We start from the raw sequence: 22596 nt of genomic DNA on the forward strand, positions 1-22596 counted from the left end.
ATGAAGTATCTCTCGCTGGTGTGGGCGCAGCTGTTCCGCAGCAAGACGCGCACCTTGCTGACGTTGTTGTCGGTGGTGGCGGCGTTCCTGTTGTTCGGCATGCTCGATTCGGTGCGCGTGGCCTTCAGCTCCGGTGGCAGCGTCAGCGGCGTGAACCGGCTGGTGGTAGCCTCGCGGCTGTCGATCACCCAGTCGCTGCCGATCCGGCTGGAAGCGCAGGTGCGCCGCGTGCCGGGCGTGCGCGATGTGACTTCGGCCATGTGGTTCGGCGGCATCTACCGCGACCCGAAGAATTTCTTTCCCAACTTCTCGGTGGCGCCGAATTTCTTCGACGTCTACAGCGAATACGAGATCCCCAAGGACCAACTCAAGGCCTTCCAGACCACACGTACCGGCGCGGTGGTGGGTGAAACCCTGGCCAAGCAGTTCGGCTGGAAGATCGGCGACACCATTCCGCTGCAGGCCACCATCTTCCCGCGCGGCGGCAGCAACGACTGGCCGTTGCAGCTGGTCGGCATCTTCCGCATGAAGGACCGCACGGTGGCGGCCAACCAGGAACGCCAGTTGATGATAAACTGGAAATACTTCGATGAATCCAATGACTACATCAAGAACCAGGTGAGCTGGATGACAGTGACCCTGAGCAATCCCGACCAGGCCTCGCGCGTGGCACAGGCCATCGATGCGCTGTCGGCCAACTCCGATCACGAAACCAAGTCGCAGACCGAATCGGCGTTTCAGCAGGCCTTCGTCAAGCAGTTCGCCGATATCGGCCTGATCGTCACCTCGATCATGGCCGCGGTGTTCTTCACCCTGCTGCTGCTGACCGGCAACACCATGGCGCAAGCGGTGCGCGAGCGCATTCCCGAATTGGCCACGCTCAAGACGCTGGGCTTCCAGGACCGCACGGTGTTGAGCCTGGTGATGATCGAGTCGGTGGCGTTGATCGGCCTGGGCGGTTTGATCGGCATGGGCCTGGCGGCACTGGTGATCCCGGCGGTGTCGGTGCGCAGCGGCGGATTGATCCCCACGCAGAGCGTGCCGCTACAGACCTGGCTGGTGGCGCTGGCCCTGATGGTCGGTATTGGCCTGGTGGTGGGTGTGCTGCCGGCATTACGCGCGCAGCGCTTGAAGATCGTCGATGCCCTCGCCGGCCGCTGACAGGAGCATGCAGATGCAAAGCAAATGGAAGAACCGTGGTGCGAACCTGCTGTCGGTCGTGCTGCTGGCGGTGGGGCTGGGAATCTGGATCGCGCTGCCGTGGATCGGCGTGCTGGGTATCGCGGTGGCATTGACGCTGTGGCTGGTCGCCACCCGTAGCGGCCGCCTGTCGCTGGCCGCCGCACGCATCGGCATCGCCAGCCTGCCCCAGCGTTGGGGCTCCACCTCGGTGATCGTGGTCGGCATCGCCGGCGTGGTCGGCGTGCTGGTGGCGATGCTGGCAATGGGCCAGGGCTTCCAGGCCACGCTCAACAGCACCGGCGACGACACCACCGCCATTGTGTTGCGCGGCGGCTCGCAGGCGGAGACCAACTCGGTCATCACCCGCGACCTGGTGCCACTGATCGGTAGCCTGCCCGGCATCGCCAGCGATGCCAACGGGCGCCCGCAGGTGTCCCCAGAGCTGTCGCAGGTGGTCAATATCGCCTCGCGCACCGATGGCACCGATGTCAACGCGCAACTGCGCGGCGTGGGCGAGCAGGCCTGGGCGGTGCACCAGAAGGTCAAGGTGGTGCAAGGCCGCCGCTTCACTCCCGGCCTGCGAGAACTGGTGGTCGGCAAGGGCGCGTTGAACCAGTTTCGCGGGCTTGAGCTGGGCAAGACGCTCACGCTCGGCAGCCAGCAGTGGACCGTGGTCGGCGTGTTTGCCTCCGGCGATGCGCACGATTCGGAGCTGTGGACCGATGCGCAGACCCTGTCCAACACCTATCGCCGCAGCGCTTACCAGTCGATCAATGTGCGCACCACCGGCAAGGCCGGCTTCGCGCAGTTCGAGGCCGCCATGGCCGCCGACCCACGGCTCAAGCTGGATGTGGAAACCACCCGCGCGTACTACGGCAAGCAGGGCGGCGGCTTGAACAGGGTGATCCGCATCCTGGGCACGGTGATTGGCACGATCATGGCGGTAGGCGCGGTATTCGGCGCGCTCAACACCATGTATGCGGCAGTGGCCACACGCGCGCGCGAAATCGCCACCATGCGCGCGATCGGCTTTCGCGGCACACCGGTCATCATGGCGCTGATGCTGGAAACCATGTTGCTGGCACTACTGGGCGGGCTGCTGGGCGGGTTGATCGCCTGGGCGGTGTTCAATGGCTATACCGTGTCCACGCTGGGCAACAACTTCAGCCAGGTGGTGTTCCAGTTCAAGGTGTCGCCGGAGCTGCTGTGGAGCGGGCTGAAATGGGCACTGGGCATCGGATTGGTGGGCGGGCTGTTTCCGGCGTTGCGGGCGGCGCGGTTGCCGATCACCACGGCCTTGCGCGAGGTGTAGGCGGGCGGTGGCCCGCCCGGGAATGGGGAATGGGGAATCGTGACGGCCAAAGCAGCGCAAGCACGCCGCTGCGGCTGAATGTATTGCAGGCTGTCATGGTTTTGTCACCGCCGTGCGGTAGATGCACGGGCCGGCAGGCCGTAGCCTGCCCGGCCGTTTGCTCGATTGATGTACTGCCATGACGCGCCTGCTTCTGCTGGCCTGCGCCTGCCTGTGGCTGGCCGGCTGTTCTTCGTCTTCCACCTCGCTCAGCGAGCGCCTGGTCGCGCCCGGTGGGGTGTCGCCGTTGCTGGACGAAGAGCGCATCGCCGCCGCCATCGCCACGGTGCCCAACCGCAGTGGCCATGTGGTGACGCGCGACCAGGTGCCGATCTTCTGGCGTGCGATCGATCCCGGCCAGTACGCCCTGCACTACCGCTACCTGGGCCAGCGCCACGATCCGGCGCACGCGCTGGATGTGGACTTCACCTTTTCCGTGCCCACCGCCACGCCGCCTGCGCCGCGCGGCACCGTCGTGCTGCTGCATGGCTGGATGATGGATGGCGACTCGCTGCTGCCCTGGTCGCTGCAGCTGGCGCAGGCCGGCTACCGGGTTATCACCATCGACCTGCGCAACCACGGCCATTCCGGTGGCGGCCCGTCGGGCTACGGCACGCGCGAGTCCGATGACGTGATCGACGTGCTCAATACACTGCAGCCGCGTGGCGAAATCCAGGGGCCGCTGTACCTGTTCGGCATTTCCTATGGCGCAGCCACGGCGCTGTTCACCGCCGACAAGCTGGGGCCGCGCGTCGCCGGGGTGGTGGCGATGGAATCCTTCGCCAATGCCGGGCGCGGCATCCGCGACATGGTGCCGCACCTGCTGGCCGGCCAGCCCAGCGGCTGGCGCGGGCGGGCGGTGGCCGCGTATGCGCGCTGGCGCTACGCCGACCAGAACATCGACGCGGTGATCGCCGCAGCCGATACCCAACTCAAGCTGGATCTGGATCATGTCGATGTCGCGCACGCCCTGGCCGACACGCGCAGCTGCGTGCTGCTGCTGCATGGCGATGCCGATCAGCACATTCCGGTGGCACATGGCCGCGCACTGGCGCTGGCTAGTCCGCGTGCGCATTACCTCGAGCTGCCCGGCGAAAACCACCTGAGCCTGCCGCTACGGCTGGATCTGCTCGGCGGGCCGATCGGTCAATGGCTGGCGCAGGTGCAGCAAGACCCCGCCCATTGCCCTGCACCGCAAGCGCTGCCGGCCTCCACGCTGGCGGTGGCCAGCCCCTTGGCGGTGCCCCGCAGTTGAGTGCGGCAATCGCTGCGCGCTGGGGCGCAGCGCGCGTGCCGATCCACATCCCGGGCCACACGTAACGCTCGCTCAGCGCGGCGCCAGCGGTTGCCGCGAACGCAGCACACTGTCGCCGACGAACAACAGCAAACCGACCCAGATCGCGGCGAATCCAATCGCCCGCCCCTGGTCGAACGGCTCGTGGAAGAACCACACCCCCAGCAATAACTGCAGGCTCGGCCCGATGTACTGCAGGATGCCCACCAGCGACAGCGGGATGCGCCGCACACCGTACGCAAATCCGATCAGCGGCACCGCCGTCACCACGCCACCGAAGATCAGCAGCAGATCGGTCCGCAGATCCCAGCCGCTGAAGAACGCGCCGCCATGGCCCTGTTCGCCCCATGCGGCAACCAGCAGTGCCGGCACGAACAGGTACACGCTCTCCACCCCCAGGCCCGCCACCGGGTCCACCGCCACCAGCTTGCGCAGCAACCCATAGAGGCCGAACGAGACCGCCAGCCCCAGCGCAATCCATGGCGGCGCACCGGCATCGATGGTCAACCACATCACGCCGATTGCGGCGCACACCACCGCCAGCCACTGGATGCCGCGCAGGCGCTCTTTCAGCACCAGCACGCCCAGCAACACGCTCAGTAATGGATTGATGAAGTAGCCCAGGCTGGCTTCGATCACATGCCCGGCATTGATGGCCCAGATATACAGGCCCCAGTTGAAGGCGATCGCCGCGCTGCTGGCGGCCAGCATCGGCAGTGCGCGCGGTTGCGCGGCAATCGTGCGCCACCAACGCAGGCCCGAGGTCGCCAGCAGCCACGCCACCACCAGCACTGCGCTCCACACGATGCGGTGCGCAATGATCTGCAGCGACGGCACCGCCTTGAGCAGATGCCAATACAGCGGCACCAGGCCCCAGATCACGAAGCTCGCGGCGGTCATCAACAGACCGCGCCGCGCCTCCACCGCCGACACCGGCACAGCCGCGCTCATCGCCGCGCCCTGGCCAGGGTGACCACCAGGACGCCGGCCAGGATCACCGCCATTGCGCCGATATCGTGCGCGGTGAAACGCTCATGCCCCAACCATGCACCCAGCGCCACCGCAATCACCGGATTGACGTAGGCATAGCTGCCCGCCAATGCGGGGCGGACGTGATGCAGCAGCCACACATAGGCAGTGAATGCCACGATCGAGCCGAACACGCACAGGTAGGCCACCGCCAGCAGCCCCTGCGCCGTTGGCCAGGCATGCGGACGCTCGCCGATCAGCAAGCCGGTACTCACCAGCAACACACCGCCGCACAGCATCTGCCCGGCGGCGGTCATGAACGGCGACGGCAGATCGCGACCACGCGACCACATCGAACCGAATGCCCAGCCGATCGGCGCGATCAGCAATAGCACCAGCCCACCCGGCGTGGCAGTGAGGCTGCTGCCGGCGTTGAGCCATACCACCCCTAAGAATCCGATCACGATCCCCAGCCATTCGCCGCCACTGGCATGCTGCCCACGCAAGGCGCCGAACAAGGCCATCCACAACGGCACCGAGGCCACTGCGGTAGCGGCCAGGCCGGAGGACACGCTGCGCTCGGCCAGCACCACCATGCCGTTGCCCAGCAGCAACAGCGCCGCACCCATCAAGGCCACGTTCTTCCATTGCGCGTGCGTGGGCGCTGCCACGCCGCGCCAGCGCAGCACGCCGTAGAGCACGCTGCCGGCGAGGATGAAGCGCGCACCGGACACCATCGTCAGCGGCTGCGCCCCACCTTCCAGCGCGAACCGGATCGCCAGATAGGTCGACCCCCAGACCACGTAGACCAGCAACAACGCACTAACGACCAACCCGCTGCGCGCGGGCGCGGCAGCGTCGTGAGAGAAAGACATCGGACCTGCCAACTGCAGCGGAAGCGTCAATTCTAGATCACCTGCACGCGCCGACGCCGCACAGACGGTGCACAGCGCGCGCGGTAGGGTGCGACTGACTCTCATCACGATGGAATGCCCATGCAGCGTCGTACCACTTGGTTGGCCCTGGTCGCTCTTGGCCTGTTCTCCACCACCGCAGCCGCCGCACGCGCGCCCGAGTCCTGGGAACTCACCGGCCGCGCGCTGATCGAAGCCGGACTGGATGGCTCGCTGGCACCGGAGATCGACGCACCCGGGCAGCCCGAGCTCAAGGTCATGGTCTCGGCCAGCCGTGCCGGCGCCTACCTGCTGGGCGTGGCCAGTGCCACGTATCGCACGCAGTGGTGCATCCCCGCAGACAAGGCCGGCCCGCCAGACCTGCGGGTGATTACCGCCGATCTCGCCGCGCTGCCCGATGCACGTCTGGACGAGCCAGCACCTGGCCTGATCGTCCAGGCGCTGGCCAAACGCTATCCGTGCCGCAGGTAGAACGCTGGCAGGCAGGTGGCCGGGGCAAGGCCTGCATGACAGCCGAGGTAACCAGGGCGCCCCAGGCAACGACGCCATCACGCGTTATTGCCGCGCCGCCTCGCTACGCGCGCGGATGGCCTTGAATTCCGACCCATCCTGCCAGCTCGGCCACTGCCGGCCATTGGCCAGCGCCACACCGACGTCGTAGACCAGCGTGGTATCGGCGGCATGCCCGCTGGCATCCCACTGCGGGCTCCAGCGGTCGCAGGGCTGGTGATAGCAGTCGGCGAAATACTTGTCGCGCAATGCCTTGCCCTTCGTAACGCCGCCTTCGCGCATATCCAGGCCGGGGCCGGCGGTGATCGCCGGCACGCCCATGCGCGCGAAAGCGAAATGGTCTGCGCGGTAGAAGAAGCCCGCTTCCAGATTCGGATCCGGCGAGTACGTGCGCCCGCGCGCCTTGGCCGCCTGCTCCAGATCGCCTTCCAGCGATACCCGCCCACGCCCCCACGAGGCGATGTCGCGGGTGGGACCATCAGGGCTGAACATCTCCATGTTGAGCACCGCCACGGTCTTGTCCAACGGCGCCAGCGGGTGAGCGGCGTAGTAGTTGGCGCCAAGTAAGCCCTTTTCTTCGGCGGTCAAGGCAATGAAGTACAGCGTGCGTTGCGGCTTGGGGCCGGCGGCGAACACGCGCGCCAGTTCCAGCACGCTGGCCACGCCGGTGGCGTTGTCCACCGCGCCACGGCGCACCGTATCGCCGGAGGCGTCGGCCTTGCCGATCCCGAACGCATCCCAGTGCGCGGAGAAGATCACCGTCTCGTCCGGGTGCTGGCTGCCGGTGAGTTTGGCCACCACGTTATGGGTGACCACGCGTTCGCGCTTGAGCTTGAAGTCCACCGACAGGCGCGCATCGCCCAACGCCACCGGCGCGAAATCGCGCTGCTGCGCACGCGCCTTGGCCTGTTCGAAATCCAGCCCGGCCTGCTTGAACAACGACTGTGCCAATGCGCGTTGCATCCAGCCGCGCACCGGCACATGTTGCGCACGGGCATCGGCATCGCTGCGTTCGATATCGAACAGCGGCGACAGGCCCGAGCTCTGCACCGTGGCCCAGCCGTACGCGGCCGGCGCGGTCTCGTGCACGATCAGCACGCCGGCCGCGCCACGCCGCGCGGCTTCTTCGTACTTGTAGGTCCAGCGGCCGTAATAAGTCACTGCCTTGCCGTCGAACGCCCCAGGCTGCGCGCTCTCGAAGTCGGCATCGTTGATCAGCATCACCGCGATCTTGCCGCGCAGATCCACGCCCTTGTAATCGTCCCACTGCCGCTCCGGCGCGCTGATGCCGTAGCCCACGAACACCAGCGGTGCATGCTTCAGCGCCACGGCGGCCTGCGGGCGCAGGCTCTGCAAGGTCACATCGGTGCCGTTGACCAGGGTCTGGGTCTTGCCGCCCACGCGCAGGGTGGCCTGCACTGGTCCCTCCACCTGCGCACGCACCAGCGGCACCGCCTGCGTCCAGCGGCCTTGCTCGCCACCGGGCTGCAGACCCGCCGCCTTGAATTGTTCAACAAGGTAATCGACCGTGCGCTGCTCGCCGGCACTGGCCGGCGCACGGCCCTCGAAGTCGTCCGATGCCAGCAGGCGCACATGCCGCGACAACGCCTCGGCATCGATGCCGCCACCCGGCAGGTCGTTGGCGGCCTGGGCCACACCTCCGACAAACAGGCAGGCGGACAACAACAGGATGCGCATCGGGTTCACGGTGAGGCCTTGCAACGGATGGATGACAGACAGTTTACAAGCGCGGACCCCGAAGCGGGGCTCAGACTGCGCAGCGCGTCAACGCACCGCACGATCGAGCCAGCAGCCCAATCCCTGCGCATTGAGTTCGATATCGGTGGCCAGCAGCCGTGCCACGGCGGCATCGTCCAGCCGGCAACCGTGCTGGCGTGCGCGCTCAAGATAGAGCGCGGTCAACGCCGCCACCATGCAGCGATGGCGGTCTGCGCGTGCTACGCAACCCAGCGCAATCTCGGTCATCGCATGGATCTGCTGTACCAACGCCTGCGCCAATACAGCGGGCGATTCGACTCGTCCATAGTGGGTGAGATACATCGCCTGCGGCGCAGCCTCCACCAGGCGTGCGATCGATTGCAGCATCGCTTCGGGCTCGAATTGGACCGGCGAAGAAGTCGGCAAGATGAAGGCGCCCTGCTCGCTGTCGAGCTGGCGATACGACAGCCCGAAGGTATCGCCGGTGAACCAGCTGCGACTGCGCGCATCCCACACGCACAGGTGATGCCGCGCATGTCCAGGTGTCTCCAGGGTGCGCAGCACGCGCTCGCCCAGCAGCACCGGCTGCCCGTCGGCGGCCTCCACCACCCGCTCGGCCGGCACCGGCACGATCTGGCCGTAACTGCGTGCCACTTCCTCCTCCCCATACACCGCGGTGGCACCGGCAATCAGCCGCATGGGGTCGATCATGTGCGGCGCACCGCGTGGATGCACCAGCACGCGCGCGTTGGGCAGGTGCTGCAACAGGGCGCCGGCACCACCGGCGTGATCCAGATGCACATGGGTCAGGATCAACCATTCCACCTGTGCCGGCGCCAGCCCGGCCGCCTGCACGGCAGCAAGTAGGTGCGGCACCGACAGCGAGGTGCCGCAATCGATCAAGGCACCGCGCTGCGCCTCGACGACCAGGTACGCCGCATCGAACTGCGCCCCGCCAAAGCCGGTGTCGATGGTGTGGATACTGCAATCAACCGATGCTGTCATGGCGACTCCGTGGCTGCACGAGGCGTGATCGCAGGACCGTCGCCACGCGCGACCGGCTGTGCCCTGCCCAGCGAGGGTGGCAATCAGGCTTCGCGCAGCGCCTGCAGGGCGGCAAGAATCCCATCGGCATCCGCCTGGGCATGCACACCCGGCAACTGCAGATCGCTGGCCTGCGCGGCCTGCTTCAGCCGCGCGATCAACTGCCCGGCATCGCGCGGGGAGGCAAAGCCATCGCTCTGCAGCAGCAGTGCGCCGGCGCCATCGTTCAACTTGAAGTAGAACTGCCCATCGCTTTCCCGGTATTGCTTGAACACCGGCAAGGCGATTTTTTCGCCGGCCTGCACCGCTGCCGGGCCCGCCTGATCGGATAGATCACGCAGCCCTACCGCGTCGCGCAGCTGGGCCAGCAGCGGGGTGGCGTAGCGCGCGCGCAGGCGTGCACCGCCAGCGCGCAGAATCGCTTCGATCCTGGCCGGCTCGGCCATCAGCGCCTCGTAGCGCGTGCGCAGCGGCGCAATCTCGCCATCGATGCGCTCGAACAGCTGCTGCTTGGCATCGCCCCAGCTGATGCCTGCGGCAAACGCCTGCCCGAAGGCCACCGTCTCCGCCGGCGTGGCGAAGGCCTGGTACAACTGGAACAACGCCGAACCCTGGGTATCCTTGGGCTCGCCCGGCGCGCGCGAGTCGGTCAGGATGGAGAACACCAGCTTGCGCAACTCCTCGCGCGAGGCGAACAGCGGGATGGTATTGCCATAGCTCTTGCTCATCTTGCGGCCATCCAGGCCCGGCAAGGTGGACACCTGCTCGTCGATCACCGCATCGGGCAGGGTAAAGAAGTCGCGGCCGTACACATGGTTGAAGCGCTGCGCGAAGTCGCGCGCCATTTCGATGTGCTGGATCTGGTCGCGCCCCACCGGCACCTTGTGCGCGTTGAAGATCAGAATATCGGCCGCCATCAGCACCGGGTACATGAACAAGCCGGCGCTCACGCCGGCATCGTCGTCCTCGCCGTCGGCGCGGTTCTTGTCCACCGCGGCTTTGTAGGCATGCGCGCGATTGAGGATGCCCTTGCCGGCCACGCAGGTCAGCAGCCACATCAACTCGGTGGTCTCGGGCACGTCGGACTGGCGATAGAACCACACCTTGTCCGGGTCCAGCCCACAGGCCAGCCAGCTGGCGGCGATTTCGAGCGTCGATCGCTGCGTGCGCGCCGGGTCCTGCGCCTTGATGAGGCTATGCAGGTCGGCCAGGAAGTAGAAGCTCTCGGCGTCGGCGGCCGCGCTGGCCTGGATGGCCGGGCGGATCGCACCGACGTAGTTGCCCAGGTGCGGTGTGCCGGACGTGGTGATGCCGGTAAGAACGCGAGTGGTCATCTGCAAAGGCCAGGGAATCAGCCAACAAGTTTAACGGTTCCGCGCCGTGCCAGCCGTCATCCAGCGCCGCCGGCCCCGCACAAAAAAAGACGGACCGCATGCGGCCCGCCTTCCGGACGACGTGCTCAACCCCAAGGCGAGCGGGCGAGGTGACTCAGCGGTCGTCGTGCAGCGACTTTTCAAAAGCGCGCACTTCGGTCTGGGCGCGGTCGCGGTCCCAGCCGTAGCGCTCCTGCAACTTGCCCTGCAGATATTCGGCATTACCTTCTGCGACCTTGAAGTCATCGTCGGTGAGGTCGCCCCACTTGGCCTGCATCTGGCCCTTGAGCTGGCTCCACTTGCCGGAAATGATGTCTTTGTTCATTGCGGTTCTCCGCTGCATGCGGTCGCGATTGACCGTGTTGCCAGAGTGGTGCCAGCAGCGTTCCGCACAGGTCAAGAGATGTCTAGCCCATGCTCACCGCGATGAATGGTTGCCACGCCGTACGCCGCTTCCGAACGACTGGACCACGCCGCAGCGTTGTCTGGGTGAATCCCGAATGCCAACAGAAAAACGGGCCTTTCGGCCCGTTCTTGTTTACCGCTTCAGCAAGTAGATCACTTGCGTGCGGCGTCTTCCACCTTCTCGCCGGCGCCCTGCACGTCCTTGCCGGCACCTGCGACGGTGTTGCAACCTGACAGCATCCCGACCGACAACACTGACAGCACCAGCAGCACGATTGCACGCTTCATAACAGACTCCTTCATGGGTAAGCGGCGCGTTGCCGCAGATCAATCAATTTGAACAAGCCCCACGCAATGGGGGCGAATCAGCACTTACCGTCGCTGCATTTTTCGGCCGTCTTCTCGACCTTGTTGCCGGCGCCCTGCATGTCCTTGCCGGCGCCGGCCACGGTGTTGCAGCCCGTCATCACGCCGGCCGAAAACAGGCCCAGCACCATCAGTGTCAGCAGTCGCTTCATCGCTCTTCCTCGGTCTGCGCCCGGTGCGGTCGCACCTCGCTTGGCGCCAAATCTGACGGCGCGGACGTGGATTTGATGTGAACGGCGGCGTATCACGTTCAGCACTGGATCAATCGCGCATCAGGGTCGACTTGCCAAACAGGCTCTCCACCAGATCCACTGCCAGTTCCGCGGTGGCATTGCGGTTGTCCAGCACCGGATTGAGCTCGACGATGTCCAACGACCCCATGCGGCCGGTATCGGCAATCATCTCCATCACCAGCTGCGCCTCTCGGTAGTTCGGGCCACCTGGCACGGTGGTGCCCACTCCCGGTGCGATGCTGGGATCAAGAAAATCCACATCGAAGCTCACATGCAGATGAGTGTCGGCACTCATGCCCTGCAGCGCCGCTTCCATGGTGCGCTTCATGCCGGCTTCGTCGATGTAGCGCATGTCGTAGACGTCGATGCGGTGCTGCTTGATGAGCCGCTTCTCTTCCGGGTCCACCGAGCGGATGCCGATCTGGCGTACCTGCTCGGGCAGCAGCGCCGGCGCACTGCCGCCCAGGTGCGTGAGCGCCTGCGGACCCAGCCCGCACAGGCAGGCCACCGGCATGCCGTGCACATTGCCCGACGGGGTCACCTCGCTGGTGTTGAAGTCCGAATGCGCATCCAGCCACAGCACCCGCAGTGGGCGGCCCTGCTCGCGGCAGTACCTGGCCACCGCCGTGATCGAGCCGATCCCCAGGCAATGGTCGCCGCCCAGCATGATCGGCATGCGCCCGGCCCGCAGCTCGGCATCGCTGGCATCCATCAACGCCTTGTTCCAGGCCACCACTTCGTCCAGGTGCCGGTAACCGGCCTGCGGCAGCTGCCACGGATTGCGTGGACCGTCCAGATTGCCCAGGTCGCGCACCTCGATACCGCGCCCGGCCAACGCCTCCTGCAAGCCGGCGATGCGTAGCGCTTCCGGCCCCATCCGTGCGCCGCGGTGGCCGGCACCGATATCGGTGGGAACGCCAATCAGGGAAACCGGCAGATACTGCGTTGCCATGCATTGCTCCAGCATCGATAAAGCCATGTAGTCTAGGGGCGCGCGCGCGCCGTGACGTGCGGCAGCGCAGCACGCTGCCGCGCCTGCCGCCGTTCCGGTATCACGGCGCCGGGGTTTAGATCTGCCGCAGCGTGCCGCTATCGTGTCGTGCCGCAGACGTGGCGGCGCGCTGAACGTTGCGGATTCTGCTTGTCTGATCGCTCAGTTAAACGCCTGAGGTTGGTGTGGCTGCGTGCTGGTACCGCGATGGTATGGCGCGCCCGCCAGCGCAGACCAGGCACCACGTACGCGCCAGGGCCATCAGCAACAGGGGATCTTCATGCCGCATAACGCCGTCAACCAGGTCGTCAAGGCTGCCGTGGGCGAGATCGCGCGGGCGTCGCATCTCTACGATTTGCAGCGCATCGGGCGCGAGTTCGCGCAGACCATCGAGCGCGAGCCGGGCATTGGCCTGCTGATGCTGTCCACCGCCGATGGCCGTGCCATCACCGAGCAATCCAGCCTGGACGTGGATGGCCGCCGCCTGGCGGCGATGACCAATTCGTTCCTGACCCTGGGCGAGACCCTGGCGCGCGAATCCGGCCTCAGCGAAGCCGACTACGCCACCATCAGCACCCGCGGCGGGCAGCTGGTGCTGATCCGCATTCGTGCCGACAAGCCGTTGACGCTGACCGCCGTGGGCGGCGCCGACCTCAATGCCGCCGCGCTGCTGTTCAATGCGCGCGATTGCGCCGGGCGCCTGGCCACCGCGCTGGCACAGCCTGCCGGCTGATCCGCACGACACGGTGCGTGCCTGCAGCGCCATACCAATTTTCTCACCGTTTGGAAGGGGACCACCGATGTCGAAACTCAATCTGGAACAACTGCATTCGCTCGCCGGCTTCGTTGGCGCCGCCCTGGTCGACAGCGATAGCGGCATGGCGCTGGGCATGACCGGCGGCACCGACCTCAACCTGGAACTGGCCGCAGCCGGCAATACCGAAGTGGTGCGCGCCAAGCGCCGCATTGCCGAGCAGCTCGGCCTGAACGACACCATCGAAGACATCCTGATTACGCTGGCACGCCAGTACCACCTGCTGCGCCCGCTGGAAAGCAACGGCACGCTGTTCCTGTACGTGGTGCTGGACCGTAGCAAGGCCAACCTGGCGATGGCCCGTCACGAACTCAAGGCCTTCGAAAAGACCCTGGATTTCGGTTGATGCCATTGTGGCGGCGCGCACGCGTTGCCTGCCCTGCCTATCGGTGCAAGCCGGCAGGCGTTGCCGCTTCACTGCGCCCGGACGGCACCTGCGCATGACCGCACCCATCCACGCCATGCGGGTCGCCACGGCCGGCCTGGACCTGCTGCACACCACGCGCCTGAAACTGGCGTGTTCGCTGCTGCTTGCCGAACGCATCGACGTGCAGCTGGGCGAATGGCCGCAGCACGCGGCCGATGTGGTGGTACTGGGCCTGGAAACCGCCGAGGGCCTGGCCGCCTGGCCGGCCTTGCAAGGCCAACCGGTGCGGCTGCTGGTGATCTCGCGCACTCCCGTGGCCGGCGCGTGGCTCGCGCACGGCGCCACGGTGCGCGAACTCAACGAGCAGCTGCGCCTGCTGCTGTCCTCCCCGCAGACGGCGCAGACCGCCGAACCGGCACTGCTGCTGCGGTACTGCCGCGGCGAGTTCGGGCCGGCGCCGGTCCTGCTGCAACACGCGGGCCTGCAGGTTGGCGTGGATCCCGCCAATGGCTGCCTGCGGCTACCGGCCGGGGTCCGCCTGCCCACGCTGATCGCCGCCCTGGATCGTCCCGGCTGGCAGCATCTGGCCGATACCACCGATACCGTGCTGACGCAGCGCATCTCCTGCGAGGCGCTGTATTTCGCCCTGCCCGAGCATCTGCGTCCGGCGTTGCCGGCGGTGGATCCCCGCCATGCGCTGCAATTGCGGCAATGGCCAGAACTGAGCGCCGACACCAGCTCGCCCGCACAGCTGCTCGCCATTGCCCATCTGCATGCGCGGCCATGGCGCCCGCAGGCGCTGGCCAGCGCTTGCAAGCTGCCGCTGCAAACGGTGGAATGCCTGTTCGCCGCCGCATTGGCCAGCGGCCTTGCCCAGACTGCGGAGAGTTCCGTGCCTGCACTGCCGCCACGTCCGGATACCGGCAATTCCCGGTTCTTCTCCTGGGTCGCACGCCGCTTCGGCCTTTCTCTCTTCCAGGCACAATCATGAGTCTTCCAGCCAACAAACTGGTGTTCGTTGGCGGCATGGGCGCCGGCAAGACCACCGCAGTGCGCGCCATCTCCGACGTGGAACCGGTCAGCACCGAGATGCCGCTCAGCCAGGACGCCTACGGCGACAAGACCTATACCACCGTGGCGCTGGACTACAGCTCGATCGAACTGGAAGACGGCGAACTGCTGCACGTCTACGGCGTGCCGGGGCAGAAGTACCTGGATTTCATGTGGCCGTTGGTGTGCGACGGCGCACTGGGCGTGATCGTGCTGGCCAACGCGCGCGACCCGCAGATGCCGGCGGCCACGCTCGCATTGCTGCACGAGTTTGCCCAGATCGCTCCCCAGGCCAGCCTGGCGGTGGGCGTCACCATGACCGACGAGGTCGAACACTTCCTGCTGCCGCCCTTCCGCGACGCGCTGGTAGCCGCGGGCTTCCGCATTCCGGTCATGCGTGTGGATGCGCGCTCGGCGACCCAGATCACCTTCCTGGTCAAATCGTTGCTGTCCTATCGCTACACCAACGCAACCTGAGCCAGCGCCGCGCCGGGTACGGCAAGGACCCGCAGGAAAACAAGGAATCCGGTCACGACGTGCCTGGTGGGCGTCACGCGGGGGATGCCGCCTCTAGGGTGGCGGCGACGCGTCCATCTTCCTTGCCGCCAGAAGCACGACTCGATCATGGTATGAATGAGTCCTGCGTCTGACTTATTCAGTATGACCAGCGGACCGAAGCGCTGGCATCGGGACGTTCCCGACATCGTGCAAGACATATCCGCGATGCATTATCGGACATAACGACGCCGCAACGGCCACGTCTGCCGTCATCAGGCGTCATGCGAGCGAGACACTGGCACGCCATGCGCCGCCGGTAGTCGCCTACGGCACGCCCGATGCCGCAGGCGCATGCTGCGAGGGGACAGCCGGCCGGTCGCGCATGGACCGGACAGGTCACCCCCTGGCCTGGCACGCACCTGCACGGTGCTGTCCGGGCGGCGTTACCGTGCATGGCAGCGGGCGCGGACGGCGGCGCGCAATACTGTTCCATTGGCGCGATCGGATAAAGTAGCGCGATGACAATCGAACTGAAGCCCGGCGGGCTATTGATCGCGATCGAAGGCATCGACGGCGCCGGCAAGACCACGCTCGCGCGCAGCCTGGCCACCGCCTTGCAGACGTCCGGTGCACGCGTGGTGCAAAGCAAGGAACCGACCAACGGCCCCTGGGGCACCCAACTGCGCCAGTCCGCCGCCACCGGCCGCCTGAGCGCCGATGAAGAAGCCGACCTGCTGATCCGCGACCGCCACGAACACGTGGACACCTTGATCGCCCCGGCGCTGGCGCGCGGCGACATCGTGATCCTGGACCGCTACTTTCCGTCGATGGTCGCCTACCAGGGCGCCGCCGGCCTGCCGCTGGACACGCTGCTGGAACGCAACGCCTTCGCCCCGCGCCCGGACGTGCTGCTGCTGCTCGACCTGCCGCCAGCCACCGGCCTGTCGCGCATCCGCGCCCGCGGCGATGCGCCCAACCATTTCGAAACCCAGGACAACCTGGAACGCTGCCGCACCATCTTCAATCGCCTGCAGTTGCCGGGCAAACATGTGCTGGACGCCAGCGCCGACGCCGACAGCGTGCTGCGCCAGGCACTGGCGATTGTCGCCGCCGCCCTCGCGCAACGGCTACGCAACGATGTCCATGCCGACCACGGCACTGCCGCGCTCCACGCCCTGTCGGCCGGCCGGCCGGCGTGAACGCTGCCTGGCGAGGCCCGCCTCGTGGAGCGCCGCTTGGCGCCCCACCAAACACCAACTGCACGAATCGAACCGGCGAGTTGACGCGACGTTCTGCCCACACGGTAGGGCGACGTACGCGACTGGCCCCATGAGACAACCTGCAAGTCGCAGCCGTCCACCATGACAAGCAACGCACCGCGACGGGGAACAATTTCCAGATGGTGCCTGAACCCGGATTCAAGCCTCATTGTCCTGTAAGGGTTTCCAGATAGTTCGGGGAATTCCTGCTAACCCAGCCCTGAGGCTCGCGGTTGATATGCTCCTCACCACTTGCGTCTTTGTGAAGTTACTATATCTTATCAGAACTTGATAAGTCATGGTAAGGTCGCTATGGATCCTCGTACCAACCCATACGCCCCTGGCGCCGGTACGCCGCCCCCTGAGCTTGCGGGTCGTGACGCCCTCATTGATCGCATCGACATTGCTCTAGACCGAATCAAAGCTGGTCGCGCGGCGAGAAGCTTTGTGCTCTATGGGCTGCGCGGAGTAGGAAAAACAGTTCTCCTCAATAAAGTACGCGCAGATGCGCAAGCATCTGGCGTTTTTTCGGTGACAGTGGAGGCGCCAGAAAATCGATCGCTTCCTGCAGCTCTTGCTCCTAGCCTTAGGGCAACTCTACTCCAACTATCCCGACGCGAAGCAGCTAAGGAGCACGCAGCTAAAGCCCTGCGTGCACTGGGCGGCTTCGTAAATGCGCTGAAAGTGAAATTCAATGACATAGAGATTGGTATGGAGCTGCCGATCGAAAGCGGCCTCGCTGATAGCGGTGATCTAGATCATGACATGACACAGCTAATCAACGAAATTGGTCTAGCAGCTAAAGAGCAAGATACTGCGGTCGTTCTTTTCATCGACGAAATTCAACATGTACCAGAACATCAGCTTGCCTCTCTGATTATGGCGCTCCATGCGGCTGCGCAGGCACAACTTCCGGTCACAATGGTCGGAGCGGGGCTGCCCCAGTTGCTTGGACAGATGGGAGACGCGAAGTCTTATGCGGAAAGACTGTTCGAGTTTGTCCATGTTGACAAGTTAGATAACGCCAACGCCGAGTCAGCTGTGAGGGTCCCGGCTGAACGAGAAAATGTAGTCTTTGATGAAGATGCCTTGGCCGAAATCCTAGCGAAAACGTCAGGCTATCCATACTTTCTTCAAGAGTGGGGCAAGCACGCTTGGGATGCTGCAGCCACAAGCCCTATTACCTTGGCCGACTCGCAGGAAGCAAATCAGCGCGCGCTAGCTGAGTTAGATGCGTCTTTTTTCCGGGTGCGACTAGACCGATTGACTAATGCTGAAAAAACATACATTCGCGCGATGGCCGAACTCGGTGCAGGACCCCATAGATCCGGTGACATTGCTGCTTGCCTCGGAAGAAGGGTTGAATCGGTAGCTCCAACCAGAAGCAGCCTGATTCGCAAGGGAATGGTCTATGCGCCCAATCATGGCGATACGGCATTTACAGTCCCGCTGTTTGATGAGTATATGCGCCGAGCAATGCCTAATTTTCAAGCAAATAATTAAAGCACCATACACTTGTGGGTCGCTTACTCGGCACAAACCCTGCCGCCAGATTACAAGGCCGCCATCAGCGCGCGAACGTCGCGCTATCAGGCATAGCTGACCGTGGTGGGTGCACGTCCCCCAGTGCTCGTGCTAGGTCCCATTCTGGGGCCTAGACTCAAAGCCCAGTTGCTTCAGAACTCTTTGTGCGTGACCGGTCGCTCCTTGACCATACGATCCGATCAGCAAGACGCAGGAACAACCGGAAGCATTTCCCGGAAAGGCTTCACGTCGCGCGCTGTGCAATGGAAAGCGCGTGCGATCTTCGCGACGTATTTGATGGCGTAGTAGCGGAGCCACTCAGAGGCCGGCGCCTTGCGGCGCGTCAGAAGATAGTAGGCGTGCTGCTTATCCGGCCCAGCCAGGGCGTCCTTGACGTAATCGAGGATCTGCTCGTCCAGCTTGCGCCTTGCCTCTTCAAACGAGTCGGCTTGAGCGGCAAGTGAAAGATCGAGGCAGACTGCCATCCACAGCGCACCATCGCGCTCTGCGTAGCAGCGCAAGATTAGCTCGCTTGGGCGCATAGCGGCCTCCTGAGGCATGGATCAACCACCTTCCTGGTGGGTTGATCGGCAAATTCAGCAAAAACTTCAACACCCAGTTTGCACGGATGCTAGGTGCTTGACGACGGATCCTAAACCCACACAGGACATCTTGTTTAGCCTCTCGTCAAACACAACCATGCACAGCAGCACACTCCCGGCCAAGCCATTGATCGGAATCGCTTTTTTTGACATGACAAAGTTTGAAGACAGACGGCGCGAGGAACCAGACCTGGCATGAATCCCTGCAGGCTGCGTCTCAGACTACTACGCGACACACCCTTCCGAGGTGGTGCCGGCACCCGGATTCGAACTGGGGACCTACCGCTTACAAGGCGGTTGCTCTACCAACTGAGCTATGCCGGCAAAGGCAGGCGCGTTGCGCGCCGGTGCGTAGTCTAGCGTAGCGCGGCGCATTCTAGCGACCGCAGCCGGGAGGCGCCCACCGTGGCCTGCAAGGCGCCGGCCGCCACCGTGCTGCGCACATCGATCCACCAGCGCGACTGACCGCTGCCGCTGGGCACCAGCTGCGCCGGAAACCCTGCGCTCACCAGGCTGGCCTGGCGCCGTTCGGCGCGCTCGCGGCTCTGGTACTGCCCCAGTGCAACGGTATTGCCCTCGCCTTGGGCGATCACGTAATAGTCGCCGATGCCGGCGGCCGCAATCCGCTTGACCAGGGCCTGCGCGGCCGCGCGGTCGCCCACGTTGGGCAGCATCACCCGGAAGATGCTGACACCGGCATCGGCGTCTTCGCGCACGCTGGCACGACTCACCTGCCCCCGCAGCCGCGTCAGCGCGGCATCGGCATCGCTGCGTGCCGCATACGGCCCGAGACTGGCGCAGCGCTCGGCTGCGGCCGGTGGTGTCTGAGCCACCGACGCGGGCGCGGACGTTGCTGCAGCAGTCGCCGCCACGGTAGGCGTGGCATCGCGCGCAGGCAGCGCTGGCTGCTCGGCGGGCGGGGAGACGCGCGTGACGCCTGGGTCCGCAGGTGTCGTATTGGAGACAGCCGCTGTCGCCACGACCGGTGCCGGTGCCGGGTCACTGGAGGCGGTGACTGCGTCAGCCTCCGTTGGCGCAGCGACGGCCGGCGGCGGCCGCGAGGCGGCGGTCGCCGGCATCGGCAACACTTCCAGCCGCGCCACGCCGGTTGGCTGCGGCGGTGCCACCGGCGGTGCCGGCGGCGGCTGCATCGCCCACCACAACGCCACCCCGGCATTGAGGACGATCAACACCACGATGAGCGCGCGGACATACATGCGGCGATTCTAAGCGCAGGACGAATGGGTCGCCCAGGTGGCCAGGCCGTCCAGCACCAGTGCGGCGCGGAAGCTGGCGTCGGGCAACAACGGCAGCAGTGGCGGCGCGCCACCGCCATGCACCAGCAGTCGCACCGGCTCGCCCAGGCTGCGTTGCGCGTGGTGCAGGCTGCGCTCGATCAACGCCACCGCGGCGCCGTCGCAGCCGGAGGTCAAGGCATCGTCGGTGTCGTTGGCCAGCTCCACATAGTCGCCACCGCTGGCCGGCAGCTGCACCGCGCGCGCATGCAGCGCTTGCCGCATGGTGGTGGGCGAGGCGGCGATGCGCCCGCCATGATGCTGGCCGTCGGCACCGAGCACATCGATGGTCAGTGCCGTGCCCACCCCGGCCACCAGCACCGGTGCATTGCCCCGCGCACCCAGCAAGGCCAGAAACCGATCCACGCCAAACCGGCTGGGGTCGGCGTAGGCGATGCGAATGCCGGCGCAGTCGGCCACGGTGCGTGCGATGCGCACCTGCGCGAAACGCTCCTGCAGGCAGCCGATCATGCGCTGCGTCAATGCCGGCGCCGCCACGCTGGCCACGTAGGCAACGCGCCCGCACGGCAACGCCGCCAGTGCGGTCGCATCCATCGCTTCGGCGCCATGCGCCCAGGCCTGCACCTCGCCTGCGCGGTTGCCGTGCAGCGGCGCGTACTTGAACCGCGAATTGCCCAGGTCGAACAACCACTCGCTCATGCAGGTCTCACACTGACTTCTCCGGAGTGGAACAGCCGCTCGGCCTCGCCCAGTTGCACCCGCAAGGCACCGTCGGCGGCCAGGCCGAGGGCGACGCCGTGATGCAGGCTGCCGGCCTCTTCCACCTGCACCGTACGGCCTTGCAGCACATCCAGCGCCGCATAGCGGGCCAGGAACGGGGCCAGCCCCTGCGCCTCGAACAGGTCCAGCGCCGGCAGCAGCGCCGACAGCACCGCGGCCACCACGGTATCGCGCGTCACTGCGCGGCCGGCCAGGGTATCCAGGTCCACCCACGGTTGGTCGATGGTGGCCGCGGCCGCTGGCGGCATATGCACGTTCAGGCCCAGGCCGATCACCGCGCGCGCGTTGCCCGCCATCTCCCCGCCGCCTTCGATCAGCAGTCCGCCCAGCTTGCGCCCGCGCGCCAGCAGGTCGTTGGGCCACTTCAGGCCGACGTCCGCAAACCCGCAGCCGCGCAAGGCCTCCGCGACCGCCACCCCGACCGCCAGGCTCAGCCCGGCGAGCTGGCCCAGCCCGCCGCTGAAACGGCGCGAGGCCGACAGATAGACATGCGCCCCCAGCGGTGAGGTCCATTGACGGCCGCGGCGGCCGCGCCCGCCGGTCTGGCGCTCCGCCAGCAACACCTCCACCCCGCACTGCGGTGCCGGACGCGCCAGCAGGCTGGTATTGCTGGATTCCAGCGTCCAGGCCACCTCCAGCGCCGCCAGCCCGGCGGCGGCCTCAGCGGTCATGGCGGCACGGATGCGCGCGGCGTCCAGCAGGTCCAGCGGTGCGGCCAGCCGGTAGCCATCGCCAGCGCGTCCTTCGATGGCGACGCCTGCGGCGCGCAAATTTTGAATGCGCTTCCACACTGCGGCGCGGGTCAACCCCGCATCACGCGCCAGCGCATCGCCGGACAGCCGGCCGCTCGCAAGTTTGGCCAGCAACGCGCGGTCATCCACGGCAACGGTTCCCAAATCGATCCGCGAAAGTATGCGCCAAGCCTTCCCCCCCGCCCAGCGCGGCTTGCGTGAGGGAGTGAAAACCGCGTTATGATCGGCGACTCACGCCGCTTGCCCTGGATGTGGACGATGCGCCGACTCACGGTTTGCCTGCTGCTGTCATTGGTTCCGCTTGCCGTCCTGGCATCGGACCGGCCGGTCGACGGCGATCATGACAGCTGCATCAGCGACAACTCGGCCGCACGCGGCAGCGCGCATGGTGGCGAGCCGGCAACACGCACGCAACCGCACAAGCCGGCGCCATCCAGCGGCGGCGGCGGCGATACCGAAGGGCTGCTCCCGCGCGCGCGCATGCTGCCGCAATGGCACAGCTTTCTGCCCGGCATGTTCCGCTGATCCAGGGATGGCTGCGCTGGCTGCGGCGGCGCCCGCTGGAGATTCCCGATGCGCTATGGAACCCGGTACGCAGCGAATGCGCCTGGGTGGCCGCACTGGATCCATTGCGCCAGCAACGCCTGCGCACGCTGGCCGCAACCTTTCTGCATCAGAAAACCATTTCGCCGGTTGATGGCCTGCAGTTGCAGCCCGGGGATCAGGTGTTGCTGGCCGCCACCTGCTGCCTGCCGCTGCTGGAATTCGGGGCCGCCGGGTGGCGTGGCTGGTCGCAGCTGATTGTCTATCCGGATGCCTTCCGCGTGCAGCGCAGCCACATGGATGCGGCCGGCGTCATGCACGCCTGGGACGACACCCTGATCGGCGAGGCCTGGGAGCAGGGCCCGCTGATCGTCAGCTGGGCCGACGTGCAGGCAGACCTGCACGACCCGTGCGCCGGCTTCAACGTAATCGTGCACGAGATGGCGCACAAGCTCGATGCCCTGGATGGCGTGCTCGATGGCACCCCACCATTGCCGCGCGAACTGCAGCGCCGCTGGGCGCGCGACTTCCAGCAGGCCTTCGATGCCTTCTGCCAGCGTGTGGAGGCCGGCGAAGACACCGAGATCGACCCGTATGCCGCCGAAGCGCCGGAGGAATTCTTCGCGGTGGTCAGCGAATACCACTTCTCCGCGCCGCAGGTGCTGGAACGGGTGATGCCGGCCGTGGCCGCGCATCTGGTTAGCGTCTATGGACCATCGCCGTTTGCGCCGCAGCCAGCGCGTTGATGCTGCCGCGCGGTGGCAGTGCATGACTGCGGCAGTCGCGTGAGTGAACTGCCC

At 66.0% G+C, this 22596-nt stretch carries 25 protein-coding genes and 1 tRNA gene; 12 read left to right on the forward strand and 14 right to left on the reverse strand.

The window, feature by feature from the left end:
• From ACCQ13_RS19035 to ACCQ13_RS19045, 3 genes are all read left to right on the forward strand, one after another.
• Positions 1-1161, forward strand: a complete 1161-nt coding sequence (locus tag ACCQ13_RS19035) for an ABC transporter permease (RefSeq protein WP_159407770.1) — start codon at positions 1-3, stop codon at positions 1159-1161.
• A 7-nt stretch (positions 1162-1168) separates the two neighbouring features.
• Entirely contained in the window at positions 1169-2494 is a 1326-nt protein-coding gene (locus ACCQ13_RS19040) for an ABC transporter permease (protein ID WP_167526969.1), read from the forward strand.
• Positions 2495-2672: 178 nt separating this feature from the next.
• A complete protein-coding gene (locus ACCQ13_RS19045) occupies positions 2673-3788 on the forward strand; it encodes an alpha/beta hydrolase family protein (RefSeq protein ID WP_159407771.1) in 1116 nt (371 codons plus the stop codon).
• A 72-nt stretch (positions 3789-3860) separates the two neighbouring features.
• On the opposite strand, the gene rarD is transcribed toward ACCQ13_RS19045, so the two are convergent.
• Entirely contained in the window at positions 3861-4778 is a 918-nt protein-coding gene (rarD, locus tag ACCQ13_RS19050) for an EamA family transporter RarD (protein ID WP_159407772.1), read from the reverse strand.
• Positions 4775-5671: a drug/metabolite exporter YedA gene (gene yedA / locus ACCQ13_RS19055; protein WP_159407773.1), complete on the reverse strand. Its 897-nt coding sequence runs from the start codon at positions 5669-5671 to the stop codon at positions 4775-4777. The genes rarD and yedA overlap by 4 nt, the downstream gene beginning before the upstream one ends.
• Before the next feature lie 120 nt (positions 5672-5791).
• Here yedA and ACCQ13_RS19060 point away from each other — a divergent pair, with 120 nt between their 5' ends.
• Positions 5792-6181 (forward strand): Rap1a/Tai family immunity protein, encoded by a 390-nt coding sequence (locus ACCQ13_RS19060; protein ID WP_104601864.1) that lies wholly within the window; start codon positions 5792-5794, stop codon positions 6179-6181.
• Positions 6182-6265: 84 nt separating this feature from the next.
• On the opposite strand, the gene ACCQ13_RS19065 is transcribed toward ACCQ13_RS19060, so the two are convergent.
• The 7 genes from ACCQ13_RS19065 to rocF all read right to left on the reverse strand — a co-directional run bounded on the left by ACCQ13_RS19065 (position 6266) and on the right by rocF (position 12312).
• On the reverse strand, positions 6266-7918 hold the full coding sequence (locus ACCQ13_RS19065; RefSeq protein ID WP_167526970.1) for a M28 family metallopeptidase: 1653 nt from the start codon (positions 7916-7918) through the stop codon (positions 6266-6268).
• 87 nt (positions 7919-8005) lie between these two features.
• The gene (locus tag ACCQ13_RS19070; RefSeq protein WP_159407775.1) at positions 8006-8944 is read right to left on the reverse strand and encodes an MBL fold metallo-hydrolase; all 939 of its coding nucleotides are present in this window, start codon (positions 8942-8944) and stop codon (positions 8006-8008) included.
• Between the two features lie 83 nt (positions 8945-9027).
• A complete protein-coding gene (locus ACCQ13_RS19075; protein WP_167526971.1) occupies positions 9028-10317 on the reverse strand; it encodes a tryptophan--tRNA ligase in 1290 nt (429 codons plus the stop codon).
• Between the two features lie 154 nt (positions 10318-10471).
• A complete protein-coding gene (locus ACCQ13_RS19080) occupies positions 10472-10681 on the reverse strand; it encodes a CsbD family protein (RefSeq protein WP_104601868.1) in 210 nt (69 codons plus the stop codon).
• Between the two features lie 233 nt (positions 10682-10914).
• Positions 10915-11049, reverse strand: coding sequence for an entericidin A/B family lipoprotein (locus ACCQ13_RS19085; protein ID WP_016904515.1), 135 nt, complete (start codon positions 11047-11049; stop codon positions 10915-10917).
• 77 nt (positions 11050-11126) lie between these two features.
• Complete coding sequence (locus ACCQ13_RS19090; RefSeq protein WP_003486606.1) at positions 11127-11279, reverse strand: entericidin A/B family lipoprotein; 153 nt, start codon at positions 11277-11279, stop codon at positions 11127-11129.
• 109 nt (positions 11280-11388) lie between these two features.
• Positions 11389-12312, reverse strand: a complete 924-nt coding sequence (rocF, locus tag ACCQ13_RS19095; protein ID WP_104602004.1) for an arginase — start codon at positions 12310-12312, stop codon at positions 11389-11391.
• A 319-nt stretch (positions 12313-12631) separates the two neighbouring features.
• Between rocF and ACCQ13_RS19100 the strand changes: the two genes are divergently transcribed.
• From ACCQ13_RS19100 to ACCQ13_RS19125, 6 genes are all read left to right on the forward strand, one after another.
• Complete coding sequence (locus tag ACCQ13_RS19100) at positions 12632-13084, forward strand: roadblock/LC7 domain-containing protein (RefSeq protein WP_372372320.1); 453 nt, start codon at positions 12632-12634, stop codon at positions 13082-13084.
• 67 nt (positions 13085-13151) lie between these two features.
• Complete coding sequence (locus ACCQ13_RS19105) at positions 13152-13511, forward strand: roadblock/LC7 domain-containing protein (protein WP_104601870.1); 360 nt, start codon at positions 13152-13154, stop codon at positions 13509-13511.
• Between the two features lie 94 nt (positions 13512-13605).
• Positions 13606-14523, forward strand: coding sequence for a hypothetical protein (locus ACCQ13_RS19110; protein WP_159407778.1), 918 nt, complete (start codon positions 13606-13608; stop codon positions 14521-14523).
• Complete coding sequence (locus ACCQ13_RS19115) at positions 14520-15059, forward strand: GTP-binding protein (protein WP_104601872.1); 540 nt, start codon at positions 14520-14522, stop codon at positions 15057-15059. The genes ACCQ13_RS19110 and ACCQ13_RS19115 overlap by 4 nt, the downstream gene beginning before the upstream one ends.
• Before the next feature lie 539 nt (positions 15060-15598).
• Positions 15599-16279, forward strand: a complete 681-nt coding sequence (gene tmk, locus ACCQ13_RS19120) for a dTMP kinase (RefSeq protein WP_104601873.1) — start codon at positions 15599-15601, stop codon at positions 16277-16279.
• A gap of 372 nt (positions 16280-16651) precedes the next feature.
• Positions 16652-17842, forward strand: a complete 1191-nt coding sequence (locus ACCQ13_RS19125; RefSeq protein WP_274392008.1) for an ATP-binding protein — start codon at positions 16652-16654, stop codon at positions 17840-17842.
• Between the two features lie 221 nt (positions 17843-18063).
• On the opposite strand, the gene ACCQ13_RS19130 is transcribed toward ACCQ13_RS19125, so the two are convergent.
• The 5 genes from ACCQ13_RS19130 to birA form a co-directional block, all read right to left on the reverse strand.
• Positions 18064-18423, reverse strand: coding sequence for a DUF1902 domain-containing protein (locus ACCQ13_RS19130; RefSeq protein WP_208800414.1), 360 nt, complete (start codon positions 18421-18423; stop codon positions 18064-18066).
• A gap of 290 nt (positions 18424-18713) precedes the next feature.
• A tRNA-Thr gene (locus tag ACCQ13_RS19135) sits at positions 18714-18789 on the reverse strand.
• Positions 18790-18821: 32 nt separating this feature from the next.
• The gene (locus ACCQ13_RS19140) at positions 18822-19682 is read right to left on the reverse strand and encodes an SPOR domain-containing protein (RefSeq protein WP_159407780.1); all 861 of its coding nucleotides are present in this window, start codon (positions 19680-19682) and stop codon (positions 18822-18824) included.
• Between the two features lie 9 nt (positions 19683-19691).
• On the reverse strand, positions 19692-20420 hold the full coding sequence (locus ACCQ13_RS19145; RefSeq protein ID WP_104601875.1) for a type III pantothenate kinase: 729 nt from the start codon (positions 20418-20420) through the stop codon (positions 19692-19694).
• The gene (gene birA / locus ACCQ13_RS19150; protein WP_159408040.1) at positions 20417-21382 is read right to left on the reverse strand and encodes a bifunctional biotin--[acetyl-CoA-carboxylase] ligase/biotin operon repressor BirA; all 966 of its coding nucleotides are present in this window, start codon (positions 21380-21382) and stop codon (positions 20417-20419) included. The genes ACCQ13_RS19145 and birA overlap by 4 nt, the downstream gene beginning before the upstream one ends.
• Positions 21383-21472: 90 nt before the next feature.
• Between birA and ACCQ13_RS19155 the strand changes: the two genes are divergently transcribed.
• Positions 21473-21778: a hypothetical protein gene (locus ACCQ13_RS19155; protein WP_159407781.1), complete on the forward strand. Its 306-nt coding sequence runs from the start codon at positions 21473-21475 to the stop codon at positions 21776-21778.
• A complete protein-coding gene (locus ACCQ13_RS19160; RefSeq protein ID WP_159407782.1) occupies positions 21745-22542 on the forward strand; it encodes a M90 family metallopeptidase in 798 nt (265 codons plus the stop codon). Before ACCQ13_RS19155 ends, ACCQ13_RS19160 begins: the two co-directional genes overlap by 34 nt.
• Positions 22543-22596: the final 54 nt, after the last annotated feature.

Origin of the sequence: Xanthomonas sp. NCPPB 1638 (assembly GCF_041475635.2) — a bacterium.
Taxonomy (GTDB): domain Bacteria; phylum Pseudomonadota; class Gammaproteobacteria; order Xanthomonadales; family Xanthomonadaceae; genus Xanthomonas; species Xanthomonas cucurbitae.

Bases quoted from the DNA above. Each gene is read 5' to 3' on its own strand.
- ACCQ13_RS19130 (WP_208800414.1), bottom strand. From the start codon at position 18,423: ATGCCTCAGGAGGCCGCTATGCGCCCAAGCGAGCTAATCTTGCGCTGC.
- ACCQ13_RS19100 (WP_372372320.1), top strand. From the start codon at position 12,632: ATGCCGCATAACGCCGTCAACCAGGTCGTCAAGGCTGCCGTGGGCGAG.
- yedA (WP_159407773.1), bottom strand. From the start codon at position 5,671: ATGTCTTTCTCTCACGACGCTGCCGCGCCCGCGCGCAGCGGGTTGGTC.
- rarD (WP_159407772.1), bottom strand. From the start codon at position 4,778: ATGAGCGCGGCTGTGCCGGTGTCGGCGGTGGAGGCGCGGCGCGGTCTG.
- ACCQ13_RS19125 (WP_274392008.1), top strand. From the start codon at position 16,652: ATGGATCCTCGTACCAACCCATACGCCCCTGGCGCCGGTACGCCGCCC.
- ACCQ13_RS19060 (WP_104601864.1), top strand. From the start codon at position 5,792: ATGCAGCGTCGTACCACTTGGTTGGCCCTGGTCGCTCTTGGCCTGTTC.
- ACCQ13_RS19110 (WP_159407778.1), top strand. From the start codon at position 13,606: ATGACCGCACCCATCCACGCCATGCGGGTCGCCACGGCCGGCCTGGAC.
- ACCQ13_RS19075 (WP_167526971.1), bottom strand. From the start codon at position 10,317: ATGACCACTCGCGTTCTTACCGGCATCACCACGTCCGGCACACCGCAC.
- ACCQ13_RS19105 (WP_104601870.1), top strand. From the start codon at position 13,152: ATGTCGAAACTCAATCTGGAACAACTGCATTCGCTCGCCGGCTTCGTT.
- ACCQ13_RS19155 (WP_159407781.1), top strand. From the start codon at position 21,473: ATGATCGGCGACTCACGCCGCTTGCCCTGGATGTGGACGATGCGCCGA.
- ACCQ13_RS19145 (WP_104601875.1), bottom strand. From the start codon at position 20,420: ATGAGCGAGTGGTTGTTCGACCTGGGCAATTCGCGGTTCAAGTACGCG.
- tmk (WP_104601873.1), top strand. From the start codon at position 15,599: ATGACAATCGAACTGAAGCCCGGCGGGCTATTGATCGCGATCGAAGGC.
- ACCQ13_RS19160 (WP_159407782.1), top strand. From the start codon at position 21,745: ATGGCACAGCTTTCTGCCCGGCATGTTCCGCTGATCCAGGGATGGCTG.
- ACCQ13_RS19080 (WP_104601868.1), bottom strand. From the start codon at position 10,681: ATGAACAAAGACATCATTTCCGGCAAGTGGAGCCAGCTCAAGGGCCAG.
- ACCQ13_RS19035 (WP_159407770.1), top strand. From the start codon at position 1: ATGAAGTATCTCTCGCTGGTGTGGGCGCAGCTGTTCCGCAGCAAGACG.
- ACCQ13_RS19065 (WP_167526970.1), bottom strand. From the start codon at position 7,918: ATGCGCATCCTGTTGTTGTCCGCCTGCCTGTTTGTCGGAGGTGTGGCC.
- ACCQ13_RS19090 (WP_003486606.1), bottom strand. From the start codon at position 11,279: ATGAAGCGACTGCTGACACTGATGGTGCTGGGCCTGTTTTCGGCCGGC.
- rocF (WP_104602004.1), bottom strand. From the start codon at position 12,312: ATGGCAACGCAGTATCTGCCGGTTTCCCTGATTGGCGTTCCCACCGAT.
- ACCQ13_RS19140 (WP_159407780.1), bottom strand. From the start codon at position 19,682: ATGTATGTCCGCGCGCTCATCGTGGTGTTGATCGTCCTCAATGCCGGG.
- ACCQ13_RS19040 (WP_167526969.1), top strand. From the start codon at position 1,169: ATGCAGATGCAAAGCAAATGGAAGAACCGTGGTGCGAACCTGCTGTCG.
- ACCQ13_RS19115 (WP_104601872.1), top strand. From the start codon at position 14,520: ATGAGTCTTCCAGCCAACAAACTGGTGTTCGTTGGCGGCATGGGCGCC.
- ACCQ13_RS19070 (WP_159407775.1), bottom strand. From the start codon at position 8,944: ATGACAGCATCGGTTGATTGCAGTATCCACACCATCGACACCGGCTTT.
- ACCQ13_RS19045 (WP_159407771.1), top strand. From the start codon at position 2,673: ATGACGCGCCTGCTTCTGCTGGCCTGCGCCTGCCTGTGGCTGGCCGGC.
- ACCQ13_RS19085 (WP_016904515.1), bottom strand. From the start codon at position 11,049: ATGAAGCGTGCAATCGTGCTGCTGGTGCTGTCAGTGTTGTCGGTCGGG.